This is a genomic window from Pseudoxanthomonas sp. PXM03 (genome assembly GCF_014852005.1).
Taxonomy (GTDB): Bacteria; Pseudomonadota; Gammaproteobacteria; order Xanthomonadales; family Xanthomonadaceae; genus Pseudoxanthomonas_A.
In genome coordinates, this window is record NZ_JACVAU010000001.1 from 37484 (window position 1) to 59051 (window position 21568).

17 protein-coding genes are annotated in these 21568 nt (G+C 65.3%); 8 read left to right on the forward strand and 9 right to left on the reverse strand.

Annotation, left to right across the window (positions count from 1 at the left end):
• Positions 1 to 131: 131 nt before the first annotated feature.
• Positions 132 to 689 (reverse strand): Ax21 family protein, encoded by a 558-nt coding sequence (locus IB223_RS00205; RefSeq protein WP_192199701.1) that lies wholly within the window; start codon positions 687 to 689, stop codon positions 132 to 134.
• A gap of 284 nt (positions 690 to 973) precedes the next feature.
• On the opposite strand from IB223_RS00205, the gene IB223_RS00210 reads away from it, so the two are divergent.
• Positions 974 to 1390 carry a transposase gene (locus tag IB223_RS00210; RefSeq protein ID WP_192199702.1) on the forward strand — a complete coding sequence of 139 codons (417 nt, stop codon included), beginning with the start codon at positions 974 to 976 and terminating at the stop codon, positions 1388 to 1390.
• A 114-nt stretch (positions 1391 to 1504) separates the two neighbouring features.
• Here IB223_RS00210 and IB223_RS00215 read toward each other — a convergent pair whose 3' ends face one another.
• From IB223_RS00215 to IB223_RS00235, 5 genes are read right to left on the reverse strand one after another with little or no spacing between them, the layout of a single operon-like run.
• Positions 1505 to 2767 carry a dicarboxylate/amino acid:cation symporter gene (locus tag IB223_RS00215; protein WP_192199703.1) on the reverse strand — a complete coding sequence of 421 codons (1263 nt, stop codon included), beginning with the start codon at positions 2765 to 2767 and terminating at the stop codon, positions 1505 to 1507.
• Complete coding sequence (locus IB223_RS00220) at positions 2764 to 3540, reverse strand: hypothetical protein (protein ID WP_192201180.1); 777 nt, start codon at positions 3538 to 3540, stop codon at positions 2764 to 2766. The genes IB223_RS00215 and IB223_RS00220 overlap by 4 nt, the downstream gene beginning before the upstream one ends.
• 17 nt (positions 3541 to 3557) lie before the next feature.
• Positions 3558 to 4415 (reverse strand): MurR/RpiR family transcriptional regulator, encoded by an 858-nt coding sequence (locus tag IB223_RS00225; RefSeq protein ID WP_192199704.1) that lies wholly within the window; start codon positions 4413 to 4415, stop codon positions 3558 to 3560.
• A gap of 54 nt (positions 4416 to 4469) precedes the next feature.
• Positions 4470 to 5567, reverse strand: a complete 1098-nt coding sequence (locus tag IB223_RS00230) for a dipeptide epimerase (RefSeq protein WP_192199705.1) — start codon at positions 5565 to 5567, stop codon at positions 4470 to 4472.
• Positions 5564 to 7030, reverse strand: coding sequence for an SH3 domain-containing protein (locus IB223_RS00235; protein ID WP_192199706.1), 1467 nt, complete (start codon positions 7028 to 7030; stop codon positions 5564 to 5566). Before IB223_RS00235 ends, IB223_RS00230 begins: the two co-directional genes overlap by 4 nt.
• Before the next feature lie 262 nt (positions 7031 to 7292).
• On the opposite strand from IB223_RS00235, the gene IB223_RS00240 reads away from it, so the two are divergent.
• The 7 genes from IB223_RS00240 (at position 7293) to IB223_RS00270 (ending at position 19560) form a co-directional block, all read left to right on the forward strand.
• Positions 7293 to 8714, forward strand: a complete 1422-nt coding sequence (locus tag IB223_RS00240) for a transglutaminase-like domain-containing protein (protein ID WP_192201181.1) — start codon at positions 7293 to 7295, stop codon at positions 8712 to 8714.
• A gap of 46 nt (positions 8715 to 8760) precedes the next feature.
• Entirely contained in the window at positions 8761 to 11760 is a 3000-nt protein-coding gene (locus tag IB223_RS00245; protein WP_192199707.1) for a TonB-dependent receptor, read from the forward strand.
• Positions 11761 to 11897: 137 nt separating this feature from the next.
• Complete coding sequence (locus tag IB223_RS00250; protein WP_192199708.1) at positions 11898 to 12674, forward strand: N-acetylmuramoyl-L-alanine amidase; 777 nt, start codon at positions 11898 to 11900, stop codon at positions 12672 to 12674.
• 371 nt (positions 12675 to 13045) lie between these two features.
• Positions 13046 to 15931, forward strand: coding sequence for a TonB-dependent receptor (locus IB223_RS00255; protein WP_192199709.1), 2886 nt, complete (start codon positions 13046 to 13048; stop codon positions 15929 to 15931).
• 113 nt (positions 15932 to 16044) lie between these two features.
• Positions 16045 to 17589: a serine hydrolase gene (locus IB223_RS00260; RefSeq protein WP_192199710.1), complete on the forward strand. Its 1545-nt coding sequence runs from the start codon at positions 16045 to 16047 to the stop codon at positions 17587 to 17589.
• 10 nt (positions 17590 to 17599) lie between these two features.
• A complete protein-coding gene (locus IB223_RS00265; RefSeq protein ID WP_192199711.1) occupies positions 17600 to 18298 on the forward strand; it encodes a M15 family metallopeptidase in 699 nt (232 codons plus the stop codon).
• Positions 18295 to 19560: an FAD-dependent oxidoreductase gene (locus IB223_RS00270; RefSeq protein ID WP_192199712.1), complete on the forward strand. Its 1266-nt coding sequence runs from the start codon at positions 18295 to 18297 to the stop codon at positions 19558 to 19560. Before IB223_RS00265 ends, IB223_RS00270 begins: the two co-directional genes overlap by 4 nt.
• Before the next feature lie 18 nt (positions 19561 to 19578).
• On the opposite strand, the gene IB223_RS00275 is transcribed toward IB223_RS00270, so the two are convergent.
• From IB223_RS00275 to IB223_RS00285, 3 genes are all read right to left on the reverse strand, one after another.
• Positions 19579 to 20478 carry a nuclear transport factor 2 family protein gene (locus IB223_RS00275; protein WP_192199713.1) on the reverse strand — a complete coding sequence of 300 codons (900 nt, stop codon included), beginning with the start codon at positions 20476 to 20478 and terminating at the stop codon, positions 19579 to 19581.
• Positions 20465 to 20614 (reverse strand): hypothetical protein, encoded by a 150-nt coding sequence (locus IB223_RS00280; protein WP_192199714.1) that lies wholly within the window; start codon positions 20612 to 20614, stop codon positions 20465 to 20467. Before IB223_RS00280 ends, IB223_RS00275 begins: the two co-directional genes overlap by 14 nt.
• 74 nt (positions 20615 to 20688) lie before the next feature.
• On the reverse strand, positions 20689 to 21558 hold the full coding sequence (locus IB223_RS00285) for an AraC family transcriptional regulator (RefSeq protein ID WP_192199715.1): 870 nt from the start codon (positions 21556 to 21558) through the stop codon (positions 20689 to 20691).
• Between the last annotated feature and the right edge of the window lie 10 nt (positions 21559 to 21568).

Here is a 21568-nt window from a genome sequence, read left to right on the forward strand (position 1 = left end):
GCGGCGTACCGAATCAGCCCGGCCCTTGTGGCCGGGCTTTTTCTTTGACGCATGAAAAAGCCCGGCCACAAGGGCCGGGCTGGGTGCGACGCGGGGAGAGAGGGACGCGTCGCGGGGAACGCTCTTGCGGGTTACCAGGTGAAACGCGGACCGACGAACCACTGGGTGTCGTTGTCGGCGAACTTCACGTCGCCACTCAGGCCCCAGTTCTGGTTGAACTTCACCTGCGCGCCGAGGCGACCGTAGAAATCACCGTCGAAATCGCTGCCGTCTTCGTAACCGACGGTGGCGTAGCCCTCGAACTTCGGGGCGATGGCACCGCGCACGCCGACTTCGGCGCTGTAGCCGTTGAAGTCGTCGACCGGCGTTTCATAACGCTCGTAGGCCACGCGGGTGATCAGGTCGGCACGCTGGCTGATCTCGTGGTTGTAGCCCAGGCCCAGGCGCCAGTTGTCGATATCGAAATTGGTGTTGTCGATTTCCTGCGTGGTGTAGTCGCCGAAGATGCTGAAGTTCGGCGCGATCGCAACGGAACCCTTCACGCCCCAGCCATCGGCATCGGGCAGGCCATCGCTGAGGTTGGAGGCGACATAACCGCCCTCCACATAGTTGTAGGACACACCTTCGGCAGCCGACGCAGCGAAAGGAGCGGCAGCCAGCAGGGTCAGGGCAAGCAAGGACTTCTTCATGGGAACGCCTTTTTATTTTGTTGTTGTGTATCCGTCGCCTCGGGGAAGCGACGGTGGCCGAAGTATCCGCTCCAGCTCACAACAAGCCCTGAATATCAAACTTAGCAGTACATAAATTGAGTGGTCGCGCGGGGAACTTTTGCCGGTTGTATTTCGCGCCTTGATTGATGTGGACCTGGGTTTGTCCTCTTCCGGCAAAAAGCAACGAATTGAACTGGCAAGCGGAAGGATTTCGCAGCGCGTGCAGGCGCGCAGGCTTTTCTCGGAGCGGCAGGAGCTACGCGATGATGGAAGACCACGGCGGTGGGGTGGTGCTGGAACACGGGTGCGGGGACATGGACACGCCTGCCGTTCTACTCGATGAAATGCGATGGAATGCGATCGTCGCGACATTGCCGCCACTGGTGCGCGCAAGGGCACTGAACGGAGTGGGCACCCGGAGCTTTCTCGAAGGCGTGCTGTGGGTCGCGGTCACGCAGCAGCCCTGGGGCCGGTTGCCCAGGGCATGCGGCCCCTGGCATAGCGTCTATGTCCGCTTCACGCGATGGACCCATGAAGGCATCTGGGATGTGGTGATCGCATCCCTGGAATCCCATCCAGACGTCGCCGATGCCCTGCGCCGGCTTGTCAGCGCCTACCGGAACTCGAACCATCCCGCGTCAAGCGCGCGGCGTGCCGAGCAGCGGCCTCAGCCGCTCTGAGCAGCGTGGTCGCAGGTCCGTAGGCGCTCCAGACATCCTGCCTCGTCATCCGTGATGCCGATGGTGCATCGACGCATCGCATCAACCGGTTGTGCCTGGAAGCAGTTCGCCGCCTCAGTTGGCGACTTCATCCGCATCGCGCGCGTCGGGAGACTGGCGCGCGACGATGCTGGTCGCGGTGAGATCACCGGTGACATTGCCGGTGGTCGCGAAGACATCAGGAATGGTATCCACTGCAAGCAGCAGGCCCAGCGGCTCGATCGGCAGCCCCATCGATTGCGTCACCGGCATCACCGTTGCCATGAAGCTGACCTGCCCGGGCAGGCCGATAGAGCCGAGACTGATCACCACCGCCAACGCGGCGCCGGCTGCCAGCGTCACCGCATTCACGTCGATGCCGTATGCCCACGCGACGAAGCATGCAGCGACGATGTACTGGATCGGGCTGGTGATCCGGAACAGCGTCACCGCCATCGGCAATACCAGCGCAGCCACCGCGCGCGGATGCCCCAGACGGAAGCGTGCGCTTTCCACCATCGCCGGCAGCGAAGCCAGGGATGACTGCGTGCTGGCAGCCACCACTTGGGCCGGCAGGATCGCCTTGGCGAAAGCGAGCGGCGACTGGCGTGCGAAGGCCGCAACCAGGACGTAGCAGATCAGCGTGGCGCCGAGATACATGCCGCATTGCAGGCCGATGTACCCGGCCAGCGCGCCGATCACGCCGATACCCGCCTGCGCACACACGGCCAGCACCAGCGCGAAGACGCCTATCGGCGCCGCCACCAGCATCCAGCGCACGATCACGATCATGGTGTCGGCGATGCCATGGCAGAACGCGATGATCTGCACGCGTCGGTCTTCCTGCACGCGGGTCAACGCAAACCCGAAGAACAGCGCGAACACCACCACTGGCAGCATCGCGCCCTGTGCCGCCGCCATGATGGCGTTGCTGGGCACCACCGATCCTATCCAGTCCGCGAGCCCGGGTGTTGCCATCTCGCCAGCTGCGGGCAATGTGCCGCGCAAGGTGGCTGTGAGGCTGGCACTCGGCGGCACCAGTGACAGCACGAGCGGTGCGACGATCGCGGCATAGGCGGCGAACAGGGAAAGCAGGCTGATGAAGACCACCATCGCGCGTCGTGCGACGCGGCCGGAGGCCGCCGCATCGCTGGCGGTGGCGACGCCCAGGATCACCAGCGACAGCACCAGCGGCACCACGGTCATCTGCAGGCCGCTGAGCCAGAGCTTGCCGATCGGCTGCGCGATCGCGACCGCGGTGCCCGCGCTGTCCGGCAGCCAGTGCGCCAGGGACAGGCCGGCAACGGCACCGGCGCCCAATCCGAGCAGTACGCGCGCCGTGGCGCCGGGCCACCTCATCGCGTCGCCTCCGGTAGCCGCCAGTCATGCGCCAGGCGCGCGTATTCATCGCGCGGTAGCAACACGAACACCGGCCGTGCGTCCGGCCGCAGCCAGGCCAGCAAGCTGTCCATCGTCCCGGATGCCATGGCGGTGCAGCCCGCCGTCGCTTCGCCGGGGGTGCGCCACAGGTGCGCGAAGATGCAGCTGCCGCCACGCGGTGTCGCGTTGGGGTTGTGGCCGATCACCAGGCCGTTACGGTAGCGCGGGTCGCCGTTGTTGTGCAGGTCCAGCCGCATGGGTTCCGTCGATCCCTTCGCGGCCGCTTCGCCCTGCTCGCGGGTATCGATGATGCGGTTGTAGAGCGGGGAGTCCGGCACGTCGATGCAGTAGCTGGTCGCATGCATCGGACGATACGGCATGGCCGTGCCTGCCTTGGATCCGTAGCCGAATGCCTCGCCCAGAGTGAAGATACCGGCGGGCGCGCGTCCATCCCCTTCCTGCTTCACCGGCCCCTGCGGTTGCGCCGGGTGCAGCCCGTCGCCCCATGCCGATCCATTGCGTCCCACCGTGATGGGCGCGGCGGACGCCTCGGATTGCCAGCGCCCGTCCCTGAATTCGAAGCGCTGCAGCGTGCCGCTGGTGGCATCCCAGCCATCGGTCAGGACCAGCACCATCTGGCGTGCATCGCGCCAGGGTAGCGAAGTGGACGCCTGCGTGCCTGCGGCGGATGCGCTGTCGCCGTACGCGAGCATGAGGGCTGCGAAGGCGAGCGAGCGGAACGAGTGACGCATGGACGGCAGTGCGGGCATCACGACTCCAGCAGATGATGGATGCGTTCAAGATTGATGGCGAGTTGCCGGTTCCGGTCCGGATTGGTCTGGCACAACAGTACGAAGACGAAATCCAGCAGCGATTGCAGCGAAGAACGGTACAGCAGTTGTTCCACGTGCGGCGCAGGGTCGTGCGCGGAAATCAACAGCGCGGCATCGGCATGCGCGCGCAAGGGATTGGCGGTATGCCGCGTGATCGAGATGACCTTGCCTTCGCAGGCCTGGAATTGCCGGCTGACCTGGGACAGCTCGGGCAACTTGCCGAATTCGGAGAACATCAGCAGCACGTCGCCGGGCCGCGTTGCCGACAAGTTGGCCATCATCAGGATCGGATCGGTATGGTGCACGGTCAGTACGCCGAGCAGCGACAGCCGCATCGCGAACTCGCGCGCGAACAGGCCGTCGTCACCCAGGCCGCAGACGAACACCTTGTCCGCCCGGTCGATCAGTTCGACGATCGGCTCGATGTGCGAGCGCGGGTTGAGGCTGCGGGTTTCTTCCTCGGCCGAGGCCTTGCTGCGCCGCAGCCCATCCTGCAGTCGCTGGTAAGCATCGCCCGCCTCGTCACCTGCGGACGCCGGGGGTTGCGCCTGCCCGTTGCCGTTGCGCGCGACTGCCTCGCCGATGGTGTACTTCAGGTCGGGATAGCCCTTGAAGCCGAATTTCTGCGCGAACTTGACCACGCTCGACTGGCTGACGCCCAGTGCGCTGGCCAGCTGCTGCGAGGAGTAGTCGCGCAGCAGGTGCGCGTTGTCGAGGATGAAGTCGGCGATGCGGCGCTCGATGGCCGACATCTGGTCGCGTTCGGAGCGGATCTTCACCAGGGGCGTTGTCATGGCGTGAGTGTGATGGCGGTGGGCGGTGCTGACAACGGGCCTTCGCCACCGGGCTCAGCCCGGCAGCATCTCGAGGCCGCGGATCTCACGGATGCCCAGGCCGGGCGCGTCGGTGATCGTGATCTCGGATTCGTTGAAGATCACCCCGCCCTCGACCGGGTTGAACTGGCCCAGCGACGGACCGTCCAGGTCCACCTTGGTGATCACGTTGGCCTTCGCGGCGGCCACGTGGACGGCGGCCGCCACGCTGATGCTGGTCTCGATCATGCAGCCGATCATGCATTCCACGCCATACAGCGACGCGATGTCGGCGATCCGGATGGCGTTGGAAATGCCGCCGGTTTTCATCAGCTTGATGTTGATGATGTCGGCGGCGCGCATCTTGATCAGGTCGATGACTTCGGTGGGCCCGAACACGCTCTCGTCGGCCATCACCGGGGTGTGCACGCGGTCTGTGACGTACTTCAGTCCCTCGAGATCGCGCGCCTTGACCGGCTGTTCCAGCAGTTCGAGCACCACGCCTGCATCTTCGAGGTGCTGCATGGCGAACACCGCCTGCTTGGCGGTCCAGCCCTGGTTGGCGTCCAACCGCAGCAGTGCGCGGCCTTCGACGGCGGAATAGATGGCCTTCACCCGTTCGATATCCAGGCCGATGTCCTTGCCCACCTTGATCTTCAACGACTCGAAGCCACGCTCCACCGCACTGATGGAATCGGCCACCATCTTGTCGATGTAGTCCACGCTGATGGTGATGTCGGTGGTGATGACCGGGTCGCCACCGCCGAGCATCTTGTAGAGCGGGGCGTCGTACAACTGGGCCCAGAGGTCGTAGACCGCGATCTCCACCGCGGCCTTCGCGCTGGTGTTGCGCTCCAGTGATGTCTGGATGAGGTCGGTGATCCGGTTGAGGTGGGCGATTTCCTGCCCGATCAGGCGCGGCCGGATGAACTTGCCGATGGCTTCGATGATGGAGCCATGCGTATCGCCGGTGATCACGGCGGTGGCGGGGGCCTCGCCGTAGCCTGTGTGCCCGGTGTCGGTGTGCACGATCACCACGATGTCCTCGACCGTGTCGACGGTGCGCAGGGCGGTCTTGAACGGGGTCTTCAACGGCACGCGCAGCATGCCGAACTTGATGTCGGTGATCTTCATGGAGCCCCTTGGGCACGGATTCTCTGGATGGCGGTGATGCGGTCCACGGTGGGCTGCTCGCTGTTGAACATCAGCGGCTCCAGCGGGGTGACGGCCACCGAATTGAGCCGGGTGCGCACGGTCTTCCCGTCCGCGCCACGATAGGTGATGCCGGTGGTGTCGTGAATGGTGTAGGTGGTGCCATTGTCATGGCCGATCACCATCATCACGTGGCCGGGGATATAGACAAGATCGCCTACCTGCAGCGTACGCAGCACGGCGAGGCGCTTCTCGTGGCTGTCGGAAGCCTCGAAGCCTACCCGCTCGAGAGCGGGACTGACGGCCTGCGCGCTGGTGTTGCGCGGCAGGGTGATGCCCATGCTGCGGTAGACCTCGGAGACGAAGCCGCTGCAGTCGCGGGTGTTGTAGCTGTGGCCCCAGCCGTAACGCTCGCCAAGGAACTTGAAGCTCTGCTGCAGCAGGTTGGCCTGCGTCAGCGGCAGGTAGTCCGGTGCCACGTCCGCCGTGCGCGGCAGCAGCGCGGGCAGCAGCGCCAGTGCGCCGTCGGCGCGCCGCACGGGCAGCTGGATGACATGCGAGGTGTAGGGGTGCTGCCCGTTCACCGGCGTGTCGGCCGGCCAATCGGCAAGCAGCGGGACGCGCACGCCCATGTCCAGTTGCAGTTCGGACAGGCCGGCCTCCTCCGGGTTGTGGACGGTGCGCGCTGTCGCGCCCGTCACCACCAGTGAAGGTGTGCTGCGTCCATAGCCGAACACCATCCCTCTATCGCCCTCGGCGACGTACTGCTTTTCGATCCATGCTGCGTAGAGCGGGCTGACCACGAAGTACCAGTCGCCGTCAGCGCTGGTATGCGCGATGACGACGGGGATACCGGGAAACAGGGCGCTTTCCTGGAAGCGGTCGATATCCGTGTCGCCCTGGCTGCTGAACACACGCTCGCGGCTCGGGAACGTGCGCAGGTCGGCACGGTGCACGACCAGGCCGTAGCGTGCCGGCGCGCGCTCCGCGACGGTATCCACGGCCGCATTGGCGGCGATCGCGGCCAACTGCGTCTTCGTCACCTCGCGACCCTGTGCGTCGTACAGGGTGCGGGTGGGCGGTGCCGAAAGCGGCAGCAGCCATGCCCGCACCTCGGCGCGGGTCAGTTCCGCCGGCAGTGCTTCCAGTGCATGGACGTGACGGTCGGTCTGCTGCATGCGCTGGTTCTGCGCGGCCACGCCGGCACGATCGAGCAGCGCGCGCTGCGGGTGCGCCAGCTTGCCCGTCCAGTAGTCGGCTTGCAGGTGGCGGTCCTCCACGCCGATCACCGCATGCTGCGGTAGCGGCAATGACGCGCGTGCCAGCGCGGGCGGTGTGGCGCACAGCAACGCCGTCAGGGCGAAGCAGTGCAGCCACCGGCGATGGGGGGCGTGCCCCGGAGTGTCCCGTCCCACCGTGGGCCGGTAAGGCGTCGATGCGTTCATCCGCTCCCCTTGGTCAGGCCTGGTCCGCCGGACATACATGACGCCATGCCGGGGGTAGGTTCTGCAAGAATATTTATTTCTTCCGAGATAAAAATCAAGAATAAATTATTGACCCATGCATTAATGCCGTGTTACACAGCCGTGACCAGTCGACGTGGGGATGTACGACGTGGATGCCAGCAAGCGCCAGCACACGGTTGCAGCACGCGGCAGGCGCCCCAGGCGCCGGCTGGCGGCGTGGCTGTGCCTGTGCGGGTGGCCGATGGTACTCCTCGCTCCCCCGGGTGCATGGGCGGGAGACCCGCTGGTGGAGATCGTCGCCGATGTGGACCAGGGGCGCTTCCGCGACGCCGACGCTGCCATCACCCGAGCGCTGGCGGCGGCCCCCACCGACGCCGCCGGCCGCCAGGCGCTGCTGTTTCAGCGCGAACGCATGCGCCGGATCCGCCTGGACTTCACGCTCGACGCAGACGCCGTCCGTCGTCGGATCCGTGCGCAGGTACCGGATCTGCGCGAGGACGAGTTCCAGCGTTGGGATCGTGCCGGCCTGATCGAGCGGCTGGATATCGATGGCGAGCCGCGCTATTTCAGCCGCTCCGTCTCGAACCTGTTCCGGCTCAGCCCGGAGGCGGCCGCGCGCCGGGCGCCACCGGTCAAGCCGTTCACCGAGGGCCCGTTCGAATCCCTGCATCCCCACCACCATGAAGTGGTGCGTGCGGCCGCAGCCTCGCGATCGAGCAGCGTGGCGCCGCGCCGCATCCGTGTAACCCAGTCGCTGACGGTGAAGCCGGGTGCGGTGCCGGCGGGAGAGAGGGTGCGGGCGTGGATCCCTTACCCGAGAGCGATCCCCGGCCAGCAAGAAGGCATTCGCCTGCTGGGCAGTCTGCCGGCGGGTGCGCAGGTCGCGCCGGAGTCCGCGCTGCAGCGGACGGCCTATCTCGAGCAGCCCGCCTTGGCCGATGCGCCGACGACGTTCTCGGTGAGCTACGAGATGACCGTCCATGCGCGCCATTTCCCCATTGATCCGGACAAAGTGGTGCCCGCGGACATCACGCCGGCATTGGCGCCGTTCGTGGCCGAACGCGCGCCGCATGTGGTCTTCAGCGATGACCTGCGCCGCTTCAGCGCCAGCGTCGTCGGCGAGGAGACACATCCCTACCGCATCGCGCAGAAGCTGTTTGCCGCCGTGGATCGCATTCCGTGGGCAGGTGCGCGCGAGTACTCGACCATCAGCAACATCAGCGACTACGCGTTCCGCGCCGGGCATGCCGATTGCGGGCAGCAGACCCTGTTGCTGATCACCCTGCTGCGCATGAACGGTATTCCCGCGCGCTGGCAGTCCGGCTGGGTGTACTCGGACGATGCAGTCGGCTACGACAACATGCACGACTGGGGCTGGGTGTACCTGGCACCCTACGGCTGGGTGCCGATGGACGTGACCACGGGCCAGCTGCAGTCGGACGATCCCGCGCTGCGCTGGTTCTACCTGGGTGGGCTGGACGCCTACCGCATCGCATTCAACGACGACTATTCGCGCGAGTTCGTTCCCGCCAAGCGGCACGTGCGTTCGGAGACGGTGGACCTCCAGCGCGGCGAAGCGGAGTGGCAAGGCGGGAACCTCTACTTCGATCAATGGGATTACCGGTTCGAATGGACCGTGTTGCCGCAGGACGGGCACGACTGACCACGACAGACAGTTCAACCAACATCTTTAGCAGGAGAGAGCGGGGATGAAAGGCAAGGTATTGAAGAAGGCGGCGCTGGGCATCGCGCTGGGGGCATGCATCGCGACCATGGCGCCGTTGGCGATGGCGCAGAGCGCGACCGGCGCTGTCGCGGGACGGGCCAGTGCGGGCGACCAGATCACGATCGTCAATACCGCGACGGGTGCCAGCCGCACCGTCACGGTGGAAGGCAATGGCAGTTACCGCCTGACCCAGTTGCCGATTGGCGATTACCAGTTGCAGGTCAAGCGCGACGGCGCCAACGTCGGCGACGCCGTCGGTGTGAATGTATCGCTCGGCGGCACGACCACGGTCAACCTGGGCGCCGATGGCGGCGTAGTCAATCTCAACGCGGTGCAGGTGGTCGGCTCGCGTGTGGTCAACCGCGTGGACGTGCGATCCACGGAGTCAGCGACCAACATCAATCGTGAAGAACTCGCCCGACTCCCCGTGGCGCAGGACGCGTCGTCTGTCGCGCTGTTGGCGCCCGGCGTGATTGGCGGCAACTCAAGCTTCGGAGGCATTTCGTTCGGTGGTTCTTCAGTGGCCGAGAATTCCGTGTTCATCAACGGCCTCAATGTCACCGACTTCTACAGGCGTCAGAGCTTCTCGACTGCACCGTTCGCCTTTTTCCAGGAATTCCAAGTAAAGACGGGTGGCTACTCGGTAGAGTTCGGGCGTTCCACGGGCGGCGTCATCAACGCGGTCACACGTTCCGGAAGCAACGAGTTCAAAGGAGGTGTTGAAGTAACGTTCCAGCCGAGCGCATGGAAGACCAGCGCAGACGACCACTACTACACCAACGGTGCGCCGAACGTGCGGTCCAGCCACGACCGGAGCAGCTTTACGAAGGCGAATGTCTGGGCATCTGGCCCAGTGGTCGAGGACAAGCTTTTCCTCTTCGCCATGTATGAGCAACGCGACGGAAATTCCGGTTATACGAACGCCGTGGGAAGTACATGGACGAAGAGCAAGTCCAACAACGGGTTCTGGGGCGCCAAGCTGGACTGGAACATCACGGACGACCATCTCCTCGAGTTGCTGGCCTTCTCCGATGAGGGCGACACCGACTATGCGCAGTATGGCTACGACTTCGATACGTCCACGATCAGCGGAAGCGCGCCCAACGAGTCGACAGTGTCGAGCGGTGGCAAGAGCGGATCGGTCACCTACACGGGACGATTCGGCGAAAGCTTCGTCGCCAAGGCCATGTATGGCATCAACCGGAGCACGAGCTTCACGCTGTCGCCCGCAGATTCGCTCTGCGACTGGGTCACCTATAACGCTGCGTCCTATGGGGCGGCATACGCGGCGCTGGGACAGCCGCGCCTCGGCTGCCACCCGGGTTCCAACGTCGTCTCCCACGAGGACGAACGCAAGGTCAAGCGTCTGGACTTCGAGTGGACCCTCGGCGACCACCTGCTGCGTTTTGGCTGGGACCACGAACTCATGACCACGGATCGGGTGAGCTATTACCCCGGAAGCGGCGCGCAATACACGGCGTATGGACGCACGAGTGCCACGCAGGTTCTTGACAACGGTACTGTGCTCCCAACCGGCGTCAATGCATTCCTGATGGCGCGCAACCGTGCCGACGGCGGTGTCTTCGATATCAAGGCCAGCGCAGGTTACATAGAGGATTCATGGAGCGTGACTCCGAATCTGTTGATCAATCTCGGTCTGCGCGTGGACAATTTCGAGAATCTCGACGCCGCGGGTGGCAGCTACATAAAGCTCGACAACCTCGTCTCGCCGCGTGTCGGATTTTCCTGGGACATGAAGGGTGACGGTACGACCAAGCTCTTCGCGAACCTTGGACGCTATTACCTGCCGATTCCCAGCATCATCAGCTACAACTTCGCCGGAGGTTTGACCGACGAGCGTGCGTTCTACGTGCTGAATGGCTGGACGCCACAGACGAATCCGGTTACCGGCGCTCCTTATGTATCGCCGATCATCGGTGCGCAGATAGGCCCCATCGATGACAGTTTCAATCTGTCCAACGAACCCGTCGACCGCGATCTGGATGCGGTCTACCAGGACGAAGCGATCGTCGGATTCCAGTCGATGATCAACCAGGCATGGTCATGGGGCGTCAATGCAACCTATCGGCGCATGCCGAACGCCATGGATGATGTACGTATCAACGCGCTGTGCGGCGTCCGTCACGCCAATCTCTGGCCAATCGCCAATCCAGGCGAGTCGCTCACCTTGTGGGGCACGCGGGCCATGGGGTGTGCGGAAGACGGTTGGGTGACGATCGATACCTCCAAGGAAGGTTATATAACGGCGGGCACCAACCAGATCATCGGTTACTCGAAGCCAAAGCGCACCTACAAGGCCGTCGAACTCCAGATTGACCGGGCATGGGACGACAAGTGGGCGTTCAATGCGTCCTACCTTTGGTCAAAGCTGGAAGGCAATCATGAAGGCCCGGTCAACTCCGACACCAACTATGGCGACACGGGCATGGTCCAGCACTGGGACCATCCAGCCAACAACGAGCGCTACGGCGACCTGTTCAACGATCACAGGCATCAGATCAAGTTGCGCGGCAGCTACAAGTTCAACGAAATGTGGTCGTTTGGCGGTACGCTGACCGCACTTTCTGGTGGCCCGATCACGGCGTTCGGTGTATCGCGGCCGGGTGAAGACAGCATTGCCAGCTATACCAGTGAGGGCAGTGGCGGTGGTACCGGCTGGCTCTGCGTGCAGAACTGCTCGCTGCCCAACAGTCAGCGCACGTATGAGTACTCGCCACGCGGCGCGTTTGGCCGCATGCCGTGGATCTACAACCTCGGCGCCAATGTCACGTGGACGCTGCCAGTCGATGGCATCGACCTCAAGGCACGGCTGTCGGTGTTCAACCTGCTCAACGAGCAGGAGGTCATCAACGTGCGCGCACGCTACGAAGGCCAGCCGGGCCAGATGCGTTCCACCTTCGGCACCGGCACGCGCTGGCAGTCCCCGCGCTACACCCAACTCGTCGTGACCTGGAACTTCTGATCGCGCAGCGCATGCGATCGAAGCGGTTTTTCTCCGGTGGCCTGCTGTTCGCGGCAGGCCTTTCTTTTTCTGCCGTCTGCGCCAGTCGGCATCGTCCGTGCTATTTCTTGGCACGGCTGCCCAACGAGGGTTTCATCATGACCACGTCCGTCCCGTTCGCTTGCCGCGCTGCGCTGATTGCTGCGCTGGCCTTGTTCCTCGGCGGCTGCGCCCATTCCGGCCCGCGCAACCCGCTCGCCAGCTGGGTACCCTCGAAGAACTTCGATGAGCGGCGCCCGGTCGTCATCGTGCTGCACTACACCGAACAGGACTCGGTCGAGCAGTCGCTGGACACGCTGCGCACCCGCAACAGCGGCGGTCGCGTCAGTGCCCACTATCTGGTCGGCAGGGACGGCAAGGTCTACCAGTTGGTGAAGGATTCACAGCGCGCGTGGCATGCGGGCGCCGGCCGCTGGGGCGGCATCACCGACGTCAACAATGCCTCGATCGGCATCGAGATCGACAATGATGGCAAGACGGCGTATCCCGATGCCCAGATCGAGAGCCTGATCGTACTGCTGCGCGACCTGTCCGAACGCCTGCGTATTCCCCCTGCCCAGGTGATCGGCCATTCCGATCTCGCACCGTCGCGCAAGATCGATCCGGGCCCGCTGTTCCCGTGGAAGCGCCTCCACGATGCCGGCTTCGGCATCTGGCCCGCCGAAGGAGCAGGCGACCCCCCTGCGGGATTCGACCCCTGGCTTGCACTGCAGGCGGTCGGCTACTCCGTCGAGGATCGTGGCTCCACCGTGCGTGCGTTCCATCACCGCTTCCGTGGCATGGAAGGAACCGAACTGGATGCGGAGGACCTCCGCATCCTGCATGCGCTGACCCGCGTGGCGCCAGCACAGGACGCGGGCGCTCCGTCGCCTTGATCAGGAATATTCAAGTCAGTTTTTTCGTGCAACAAGAATAAATTATTGACTCACTCCGGGTGGCGTGCTACACGGATGTACAAGGGTTTTTGTGAGGGATGGCGGCATCGTCCATCCATGGGTGCCGGCGGGGTGCCGGCGCACGTCATAGCAATCAAAACAACGTACCAACGTACTGCGGTGCGCATCCGGGACGGGTGCGCCGGAAGGCGCCAGTGGGGATTCGTGCGCTCCGGGGAGATGGCAGGCAACGCGTCCGTCGCGGAAGCCATGCGAGGACCATCGAGCTCCCCTGGAACAACGCGTCGGCGCATCGCAGCGACAGTGTAGTGGCCGCGTATTGCAGCGTTCTTTCATCCAGGAGATTCCGCATGCCCGTTCGATCCCATCCGCTCAAGCCGAGCCATCTCGCCGCCGCCATCGTGCTGGGACTCGCCATCCCCGCAGTCGGCCTCGCGCAGGATGCAGCGCCTGCCCAGGAAGGCGGTGCGCGCACGCTGGATACCGTCACCGTCACCGGTTCGCGCATCAAGCGCACCGACGTGGAAGCCGCACTGCCCGTCACCATCATCCAGAAGGCGGAGATCGAGGCGCAGGGCATCACCTCGGCAGAGCAACTGCTGCAGTTCCTCAACATCGCCAGCAACGGTTCCGACAGTCTTGCTTCCAACGCGGGCATCGCTCCGGCGGATCTGCGCGGCAACAATGGCGTGTCCGGTGCCAACCTGCGCGGCCAGGGCGCGGATGCCACGCTGGTGCTGCTCAATGGCCGCCGCGTCGCCACCCACGGCCTGCGTGGCCAGGCGGTGGACCTGAATTCGATTCCGTTCGCGGCGATCGACCGGGTCGAAGTGCTGCGCGACGGTGCGTCCGCCGTCTACGGCACCGATGCGATCGGCGGCGTCATCAACTTCATCACCCGCAGCGACTATCAGGGCATCACGGTCAATGCCGGGTTCGACATGACCCAGGAAGGTGGCGGCAACATCTTCACCTACAGCGTCCTGGGAGGCATGGGCGACATCGACAACGATGGCTGGAACGTCTGGGGCACGATGAACTATCGCGAGAACGAGATCCTGCTGGGCAGTGATCGCGATTTCTCCAACACCTTCCAGCTCAACCGCGGCCTGTCGCCCGACACGCGCGGCACGCCGTTCGCCACCGTGTCCAACCTGGCCGGCGGCATGATCACGGGCACCCTGGCCGATCCGGCTGGCGGCGGCGGACAGGCCCTGATCAACATCCTCAACCTGCCGGGCGCAGCGGGCTGCGAAGCCGGCGGCGACATGATGGGGCCCTATGCCTACCAGCTGTGGGGCGTGGCGAACTCCAGGTACGCCTGTGCGTGGGACTACCCGGCCGCGCAGGTGATGCAACAGCCACAGGAGAGCCTCCAGGCCCTGGGCCGTGCCACGTTCAAGATCAGTGACAACCACCGCTTCTACGCCGAAGCGATGGCCTCGCGTTCGGAGTCCAACCGCCAGTTCGAAGCGCAGCAGATCACCTCCAGCACCTCGACCGCGGCCTCGGCGCTCGGGCCGAGCACGTGGTATCCGCTGAACGCGAATACCACGGCGACCTACAACATGATCTACAACGCGCTGGTCGGCTATTTCGGTCCCGCCAACCTCGTCTACGGCCGTCCGATCCCTTATCGGTGGCGCTGCGAGATCTGCGGACCGCGCCAGATCGAGACCACCACCAAGGCGTACCGTTTCCTGGTGGGCTTCGACGGCACCCTGGGCAGCTGGGACTACGATATCGGCCTGTCGCGCGCCTCCAGCGAGGCCGAGTCGGTGCTGGGCACCGGCTATTACTTCACCCCGGCGTTCAAGGCGGTGCTGGGCAGTGGCCTGCTCAATCCCTTCCTGATGCCCGGCCAGCAGCACGATCCGGCGGGCGTTGCAGCGTTGCAGGCCGCGTCGGCGGCGGGCGTCCGCCTGTACGGCGGCGAGTCCACGGTCACGACGCTGGATGCGGCGTTCTCCGGTGGACTGGGGTTCAACCTCTGGGGCGGTGAGGTGATGGCAGCGGTCGGCGTGGACCTGCGTCGCGAGGAGTTCGAGTTCGGCTCGACCGCGGACGGCATTGTTCTGGACAACAGCTACATCTTCGGTGCGCCGTTCGATGCGACCAACAACCTGCCCAAGGTGCAGCGCGATGTGAAGGCGGTCTATGCGGAAGCCTTCCTGCCGGTACTGGACAGCCTGGAAGTGAGCGTGGCCGTGCGCCGCGACGATTACGACGGCTTCGGCAGCACGGTCAATCCGAAGTTCTCGTTCAAGTGGCAGCCGATCGATTCGCTGGCATTCCGTGGCGCCATCAGCGAAGGCTTCAAGGTGCCCGAGTTCACCAAGCTGTTCAGCGGTGTCACCGAAAGCCCGTACACCGGCTTCGACCTGGCCGACCCGGCTACCTGTCCCGGCGGTGCGGCGAATCCCGCGGTGCCGGGCTGCGAAGCCATCCAGCCCGCCATCTTCACGGGCGGCAAGGCCGACCTGCAGCCGGAAACGTCCGACCAGAAGAGCTTCGGCGTGGTGTTCGCGCCCAATGATCGCTTCAACATCAGCCTGGACTGGTGGGAGATCGAGCGCACCAACACCATCCGCACGCCCAACCAGGCGACCCTGATCGCCAACTACGATCTCTTCGTCGACAACTGGATCCGCGACGCCAGCGGCGAAGTGGTGGCGATCGACCGCCGCTTCATCAACTCGGGCGGCACGCTGATCAGCGGCGTGGAAGTGGACGCCAACCTGACCGGCGAACTGGCCGGCGGCACGTGGCGCGTCAACCTCAACGGCAGCTACATCGACAGTTTCCAGGAGAAGGCGCTGGAGAACTCGCCCTATGGCGACAATCTGGTGGGCAAGTACGTCCGCTACTACAGTCTGCCGTTGAAATGGAAGCATACGCTGGGCGTCAGTTGGGCAAAGGGCGACTGGTCGCACACGCTGACCCAGATCTACCGCGACGGGTACAAGGATGAGTTGCCGGTCAGCGTGAGGAACGGCAGCTACATTCCGGAAGACTGGAACCCGGACGTGGACGACTACATCACGTACAACTACAGCGTGGGCTGGACGGGTCTGGACAATGCCAAGTTCACCTTCGTCGTACGCAACCTGCTCAACGAAGATCCTCCGTTCACCGCGCACCAGAACGACTTCGCTTCCGGCGCCGCGTGGGAGCCGCGTGTCGCCGATCCGCGCGGTCGTTCGTTCGCATTGATGGTCGAGTACAAGTTCGACTGACCTGATCCGCCATCGGACCGCCTGAAGGTTCGGGCCGTCGCCGGCTTTCCGGTGGCGGCCCGCCTGCATGCGGGATGCCTCGCCTGCGATTCCGCGGAGCCCTGAGCCACGCCATGAAACATCTTCTCGTCTGTCTCGCCCTGGTCGCGCCGCTCGCGCATGCCGCGCCCGGCAACGAAACCTTCGATGCGGCAGTGGAGCAGACCTTCGAGCACTACCAGCTGCCCGGTCTTGCGGTCGGTGTCATCGAAGACGGCAAGATCGTCTACACGCGCACACTGGGTGAGGTACGCGCCGGCGGCGGCGGGAAGATCGACAATGACACGCTGTTCAAGATCGCCTCCAACAGCAAGGCGATGACCGCAGGCGTGCTGGCGCGCCTGGTCGACGCGGGCAAGTTGAAATGGGACGACCCGGTCACCAAGTACCTGCCGCAGTTCCGCATGCACGATCCGTGGGTCACGCAGCAGATGCAGGTGCGCGACCTGTTGATCCACAACAGCGGCCTGGGCCTGGGTGCGGGCGATCTGATGCTGTGGCCGGAGCCCAACCGGTTCACCCGTGCGGACATCATCGCCGGGTTGGCGCACCTGAAGCCGACGCACAGCTTCCGCGCCAACTACGCCTACGACAACCTGCTCTACGTCGTCGCCGGCGAGGTCGCAGCGGCGGCAGGCGGCGCCTCTTACGAAGAACTGGTGAAGCGCGAACTGTTCCAGCCGCTCGGCATGCACCGGTGCCAAGTGGGGGAGTGGAACCGTGCGCAGGTCGGCAACGTGGCGCAACCGCACATGCGTACCGCGCAGGGCAATCGTGTCATCCGAGAAGACGCCGAGGTAGTGCCGGATCTCACCTCGATGGCGGCCGGCGGCATCCGCTGCAGCCTCGACGACATGCTGGTGTGGATGGACATGTGGCTGTCGCCGGAGCGTACCCCGGCGTGGTTGTCGCCCGCGCAGCGCAAGGCCGTGTGGACCGCGCATATGCCGATGCCCGTGAGCGCGCGCATGCGTGCCTGGGACAACAGCCATTTCTCCGCTTACGGCTACGGTTGGCGCCTGTCCGACGTTGATGGGGTCTGGAAGGTCGCGCATACCGGAACCCTCGCAGGCATGTACTCCTCGGTGATCCTGCTGCCGGACCAGCGCACCGGCATCGTCATCCTGATCAATGGCGAAGGCGAGGCCGCGCGGACGGTGCTGGGACAGGTGCTCACCAAGCATTTCACCGCGCCAGGGACATCGCCCACCGTCGCGCACTATGCGGCGCTGCTGGACAAGGAGCGCACCGGTGAGCGGGCCACCAAGCCCAAGCCCGACACGGGGCATCGCACGCGCGCGACGGCGCGCGCGATGGCGCCGTGGATGGGACATTACCGCGACCCCTGGTTCGGTGAGGTGACCTTGTGTGCGACAGGCGATCGCGTGCGCTTTTCCGCGGCGCGCTCACCCATGCTCACGGGTACCGTGATGCGGGTGGACGAGCGCTGGCTGGTGGATTGGGATGATGACAGCGTGGATGCCGAGCCGTGGCTTCACTTCGCCCCAGCCCAGGCCGGCAGCGATGCCGGGCTTAAACTGTCGCACGTCGACCCCGAAGCAGACTTCAGCTACGACTATGCCGATCTCGATTTCCACCGCACGCAGGCCTGCCGCTGACGTGCGAGGCATGGCGCTGCTCCTGTTGAGTGCGCTTCCGTTGCTCGGCGCCTGCGCTTCCGCGCCGGGCGTGCAGGTGTCTCCGGCACAGGAAGCAGCGCAGGCGGACCTGGTCGATGCGGCGACGGTCGTGCCCGGTCTGCAGCAGGAAATCCGCTATGCGGGCAAGGACAATTTCGTGGGCGCGCCGGTCGCCGGTTACGACGCGCCCAAGTGCCTGCTGCTGGCACCGGTCGCACGGGCGCTCGCCCGCGTGCAGCAGGACGTGCAGCGCGAAGGCCTGTCGCTGAAGGTGTTCGACTGCTATCGCCCGGTACGCGCGGTGAAGCACTTCGTCGCCTGGGCACGCGACCCTGCCGACCAGCGCACCAAGGCGGCGTACTACCCGAACCTGGACAAGGCGCGCCTGCTCGATGGCTACATCGCCGAGTCCTCGGGGCACAGCCGGGGCGCGACGCTGGATCTGACGCTCGTGCGCTGCAACGGTGGCGCGTGTACGGAACTGGACATGGGTACGCCGTTCGACTTCTTCGATCCGCGCGCCAATACCGCGCATCCGCAACTGGACGACGAGCAGCGACGCAACCGCGACCAATTGCTGCAGGCGATGGCGCGGCATGGGTTCCATAATTATCCGATGGAATGGTGGCACTACACCTTCCGCCCCGAACCCTCCCCCAAGACCGCCTACGACGTTCCGATCCGATGAGTGCTTCCCTTTCCTCCCCTGCACCGCGCACCACCGATGTCGCGGTGATCGGCAGCGGCATTGTCGGCCTGTCGACGGCCCACCATCTCCTCGATCGCGGGCTGTCGTGCACGCTGATCGATGCGAAGGGACCCGCTGGCGAAACGTCGTTCGGCAACGCCGGCTCCATTTCCGTCGGCAACGTGATGCCGCAGTCCACGCCCGGCATCGTCATGAAGGCGCTGCGGATGCTCGCCAATCCGTTGGCGCCATTGAAGCTCGATTGGGGCGTCAGCCCGAGTTACGCGCGCTGGCTACTGCAGTTCCTCGACCAGGGCAGGATGGAGCACGTGCTGCCGATCATCGATGCGTTGAGTGCGATCAATACCGCCTCGCGCTCGGCGTGGCTCGAACTGGGCGAGCGGATCCGCGCGCAGGACCTCATCGCGCACACCGGCTACCTGCACGTCTACAGCGAGGAGGCCAGCTTCGCGAAGGGCGAATGGGAACGTGGCCTGATGCGTGACCGCGGCGTGGCGTTCGACGTGTTGGACGCCGACCAGCTGCGTGAGCTCGAACCCGGCATCGGCACGGGCTTCCAGCGGGCGGTCTTCCAGCGCGAATCGCTGGCGATGCGCGACCCCGGGGACTTCTGCCGGCGCCTCTTCAATCACCTGAGCGCGCGCGGCGCGACGCCGCTGATCGCCAGCGTCTCGGCGATCCTGCGCCAGGACGGCGGCTATCGCCTCGACACCGATCATGGCGCGGTGCATGCCGGCCGCGTGGTGGTGGCCGCGGGCGCCTGGAGCAACACCCTGCTGCGTCCGTTCGGGGTGAAGATCCCGGTGATTCCCGCACGCGGCTACCACCTGATGTATCCGCAGAAGGATGTCATCGTGCGTCGGCCCACGCTGTGGGCGGAGCGCTACATGGTGGTGTCGCCGATGCAGTCCGGCATCCGCATGACCAGCATCAAGGAGCTGACGGCGCTGGGCCGCGACCCGCATTACCACCTGATCCGCCGGCTCGACCCCGAGGCGCGCAAGCTGTTCCCCGGCATAACGACTGAACCGGTATCCGAATGGGCGGGCAATCGGCCATGCACGCCGGATTCGCTGCCGATCATCGATCGGGTGCCGGGCGAGGACATCTTCGTCGCCACCGGGCATGGCCATCTCGGCTTGACGCAGGGCCCGGTAACAGGACGGCTGCTCGACCAGATGATGGCGGGCGAAGCGACCGACATTCCGCTGACACCCTACGGGCTGGCGCGGTTCGCGTAGCGTTCTGCGAGGACAGGGTCACGCGGGTGGAGTGTGCACGGTGATGTGCGCCGCCACGCACCACCAGCGCCCGGCGCGCTTGATCCAGATGTCGGTATAGCGGTTGATGCCCTGGCGGCCGTCTTTCAGCGTGTAGGCGTTCTCGGCATGGATCAAGGCGAGCTCCCCGATGCGGTTGATCCGCACCTTGTCCAGCGGAAACGCGGCGATGCTTTCAGCGAACACCGGCTTGGCGAAATAGACCAGGGCGGCGGCACGGTCCTGCAGCGAGCCGTCGCCGGAGACGACCCGATAGTCCGGCGCCAGATGCGCGTCGTACCAGCCCGCATCGGCGTCGCGGAAAGCCTGCACGTACTGTTCGTTCAAGGCTGCCAGCACGGTGGCATCGTCGCCGACGGGATCGGAGCCACGCCACCGCGATGGCGCGGAGGGGGGCGCCTGCATCGATGCGGGGGCAGCAACGGCGTTCGCGATGCGCGTGCGCTGTCCATGCACCCATGTCCAGCGCCCTTCCCGCCACGCATAGACATCGGTGCAACGCACCCGCCGTGCATCGCCTGTGTGCGGATGGCCCAGGAGGGTGCCGTGCACCACTGCGGCCGTGCCGAACATGCGCACCTGCACTTCGTCGTAGGCGACGTCCGCCAAGGGCGATGCGGTGGGCAGCGATGCGAGAAATGCGGCCCGGTCCAGCCATTGACCGTCGCTGTCGATCACCAGCAGGTCCGGCGCGGCAAGTGCATGCAGGAACGCCGGGTCCGGCACGCGATGGGCCGCGACGTGGCGATGATGGATCGCGCGCAGCTGCATTTCCGCCCCCGGAGGAAGGAGGGTCTTCGCCAGGACAGGCCAGGTGCCTGCCGTCAGCATGACGGCAAGCACCAGCAGGGCAGCCTTGTGCACGTCAGGCAGCCGCATCGGCGTCGGCGCCGGCCTCGCGCAGCCTGGCAGCGCATTCCTCGCAACACACCTCAACGGTACGGCCGCCAAGGGTGACTTCAATGGCGCCGCCGTCCAGCGGGTAGTCGCAGGCAGCGCAGGTCTGTTCGGTCATGACACGTTCCTTGGGCAGCCCGGATCGGGCAGGCGCAGGAAACCATGCGGGCAGCGTTGGCGCTGTCGGAATCTTTAGCCGGTTGCGGCAGGTCGGCGGGTGAGCGCGCGGAAGGCGCTGGGCGTGCGGCCGTAGGTCTGCCGGAACGCGGCGGCGAAGTGGCTGTGGCTGGAGAAACCGAGGTCCTGCGCGAGCATGGACAGGTCGCCGTCGCCTTTCAGCAGATCCAGTGCGCGCGCCAGCCGCAGGTGCAACTGGTAGCGGTACAGCGGCATCTCTTCGACCTGCCGGAACGCCTGGGTCAGATAGACGGGAGAACCGCCGGTGTCGGCCGCGATGTCTGCCAAGGTCCAGCGCCGACCGGGATCGCTGGCGAGCAGCACCTTGACGCGATCGACCAGCCGCTGCCGTGCCCGGGTGGCGCCGGGGACGTGCGCGGTGCGGGGACCCAGGCTGCGCGAGGCGAGGGTGAGCGCCAGGCCTTCCGCTTCCAGCGGCTCTATCCCGCCCTGCCGCAATGCATGCCGCAGCAGGGCGACCAGCGCCTGCGCGCGCGCGTCGATGCGCAACGCCTGATGGCGGAACGCGGCGCGTCCGCCGTTACGGATCTGCGTCACCGGCGAGAGTTCGCGCAGCAGGGGTTCGGCCAGCTGCAGCACCAGGTTGGCGTCACCGCCGGCAACGGGATGGCTGACCTGGTAGTCCTCGTCGGCGTTGAACAACAGGACATGGTTGGCGTCGGCGACAGTCTGGGCGCTGCCGACATGGCGCAGGTAGACACCGCGGTACGGAAACACCAGGTGGGTCGCGTTCGTACATTCCTCGCCGCTGCGATGCCGGCACTCGCCGCGGCAGCAGACCTCGCGCACCGATACCGTGGCCGTATCCAGCAATCGGGCGACCTCGAAGGGTGGCGATGGCGGCGGCGTGGCAGGACGGGTCATGGCGACAGTC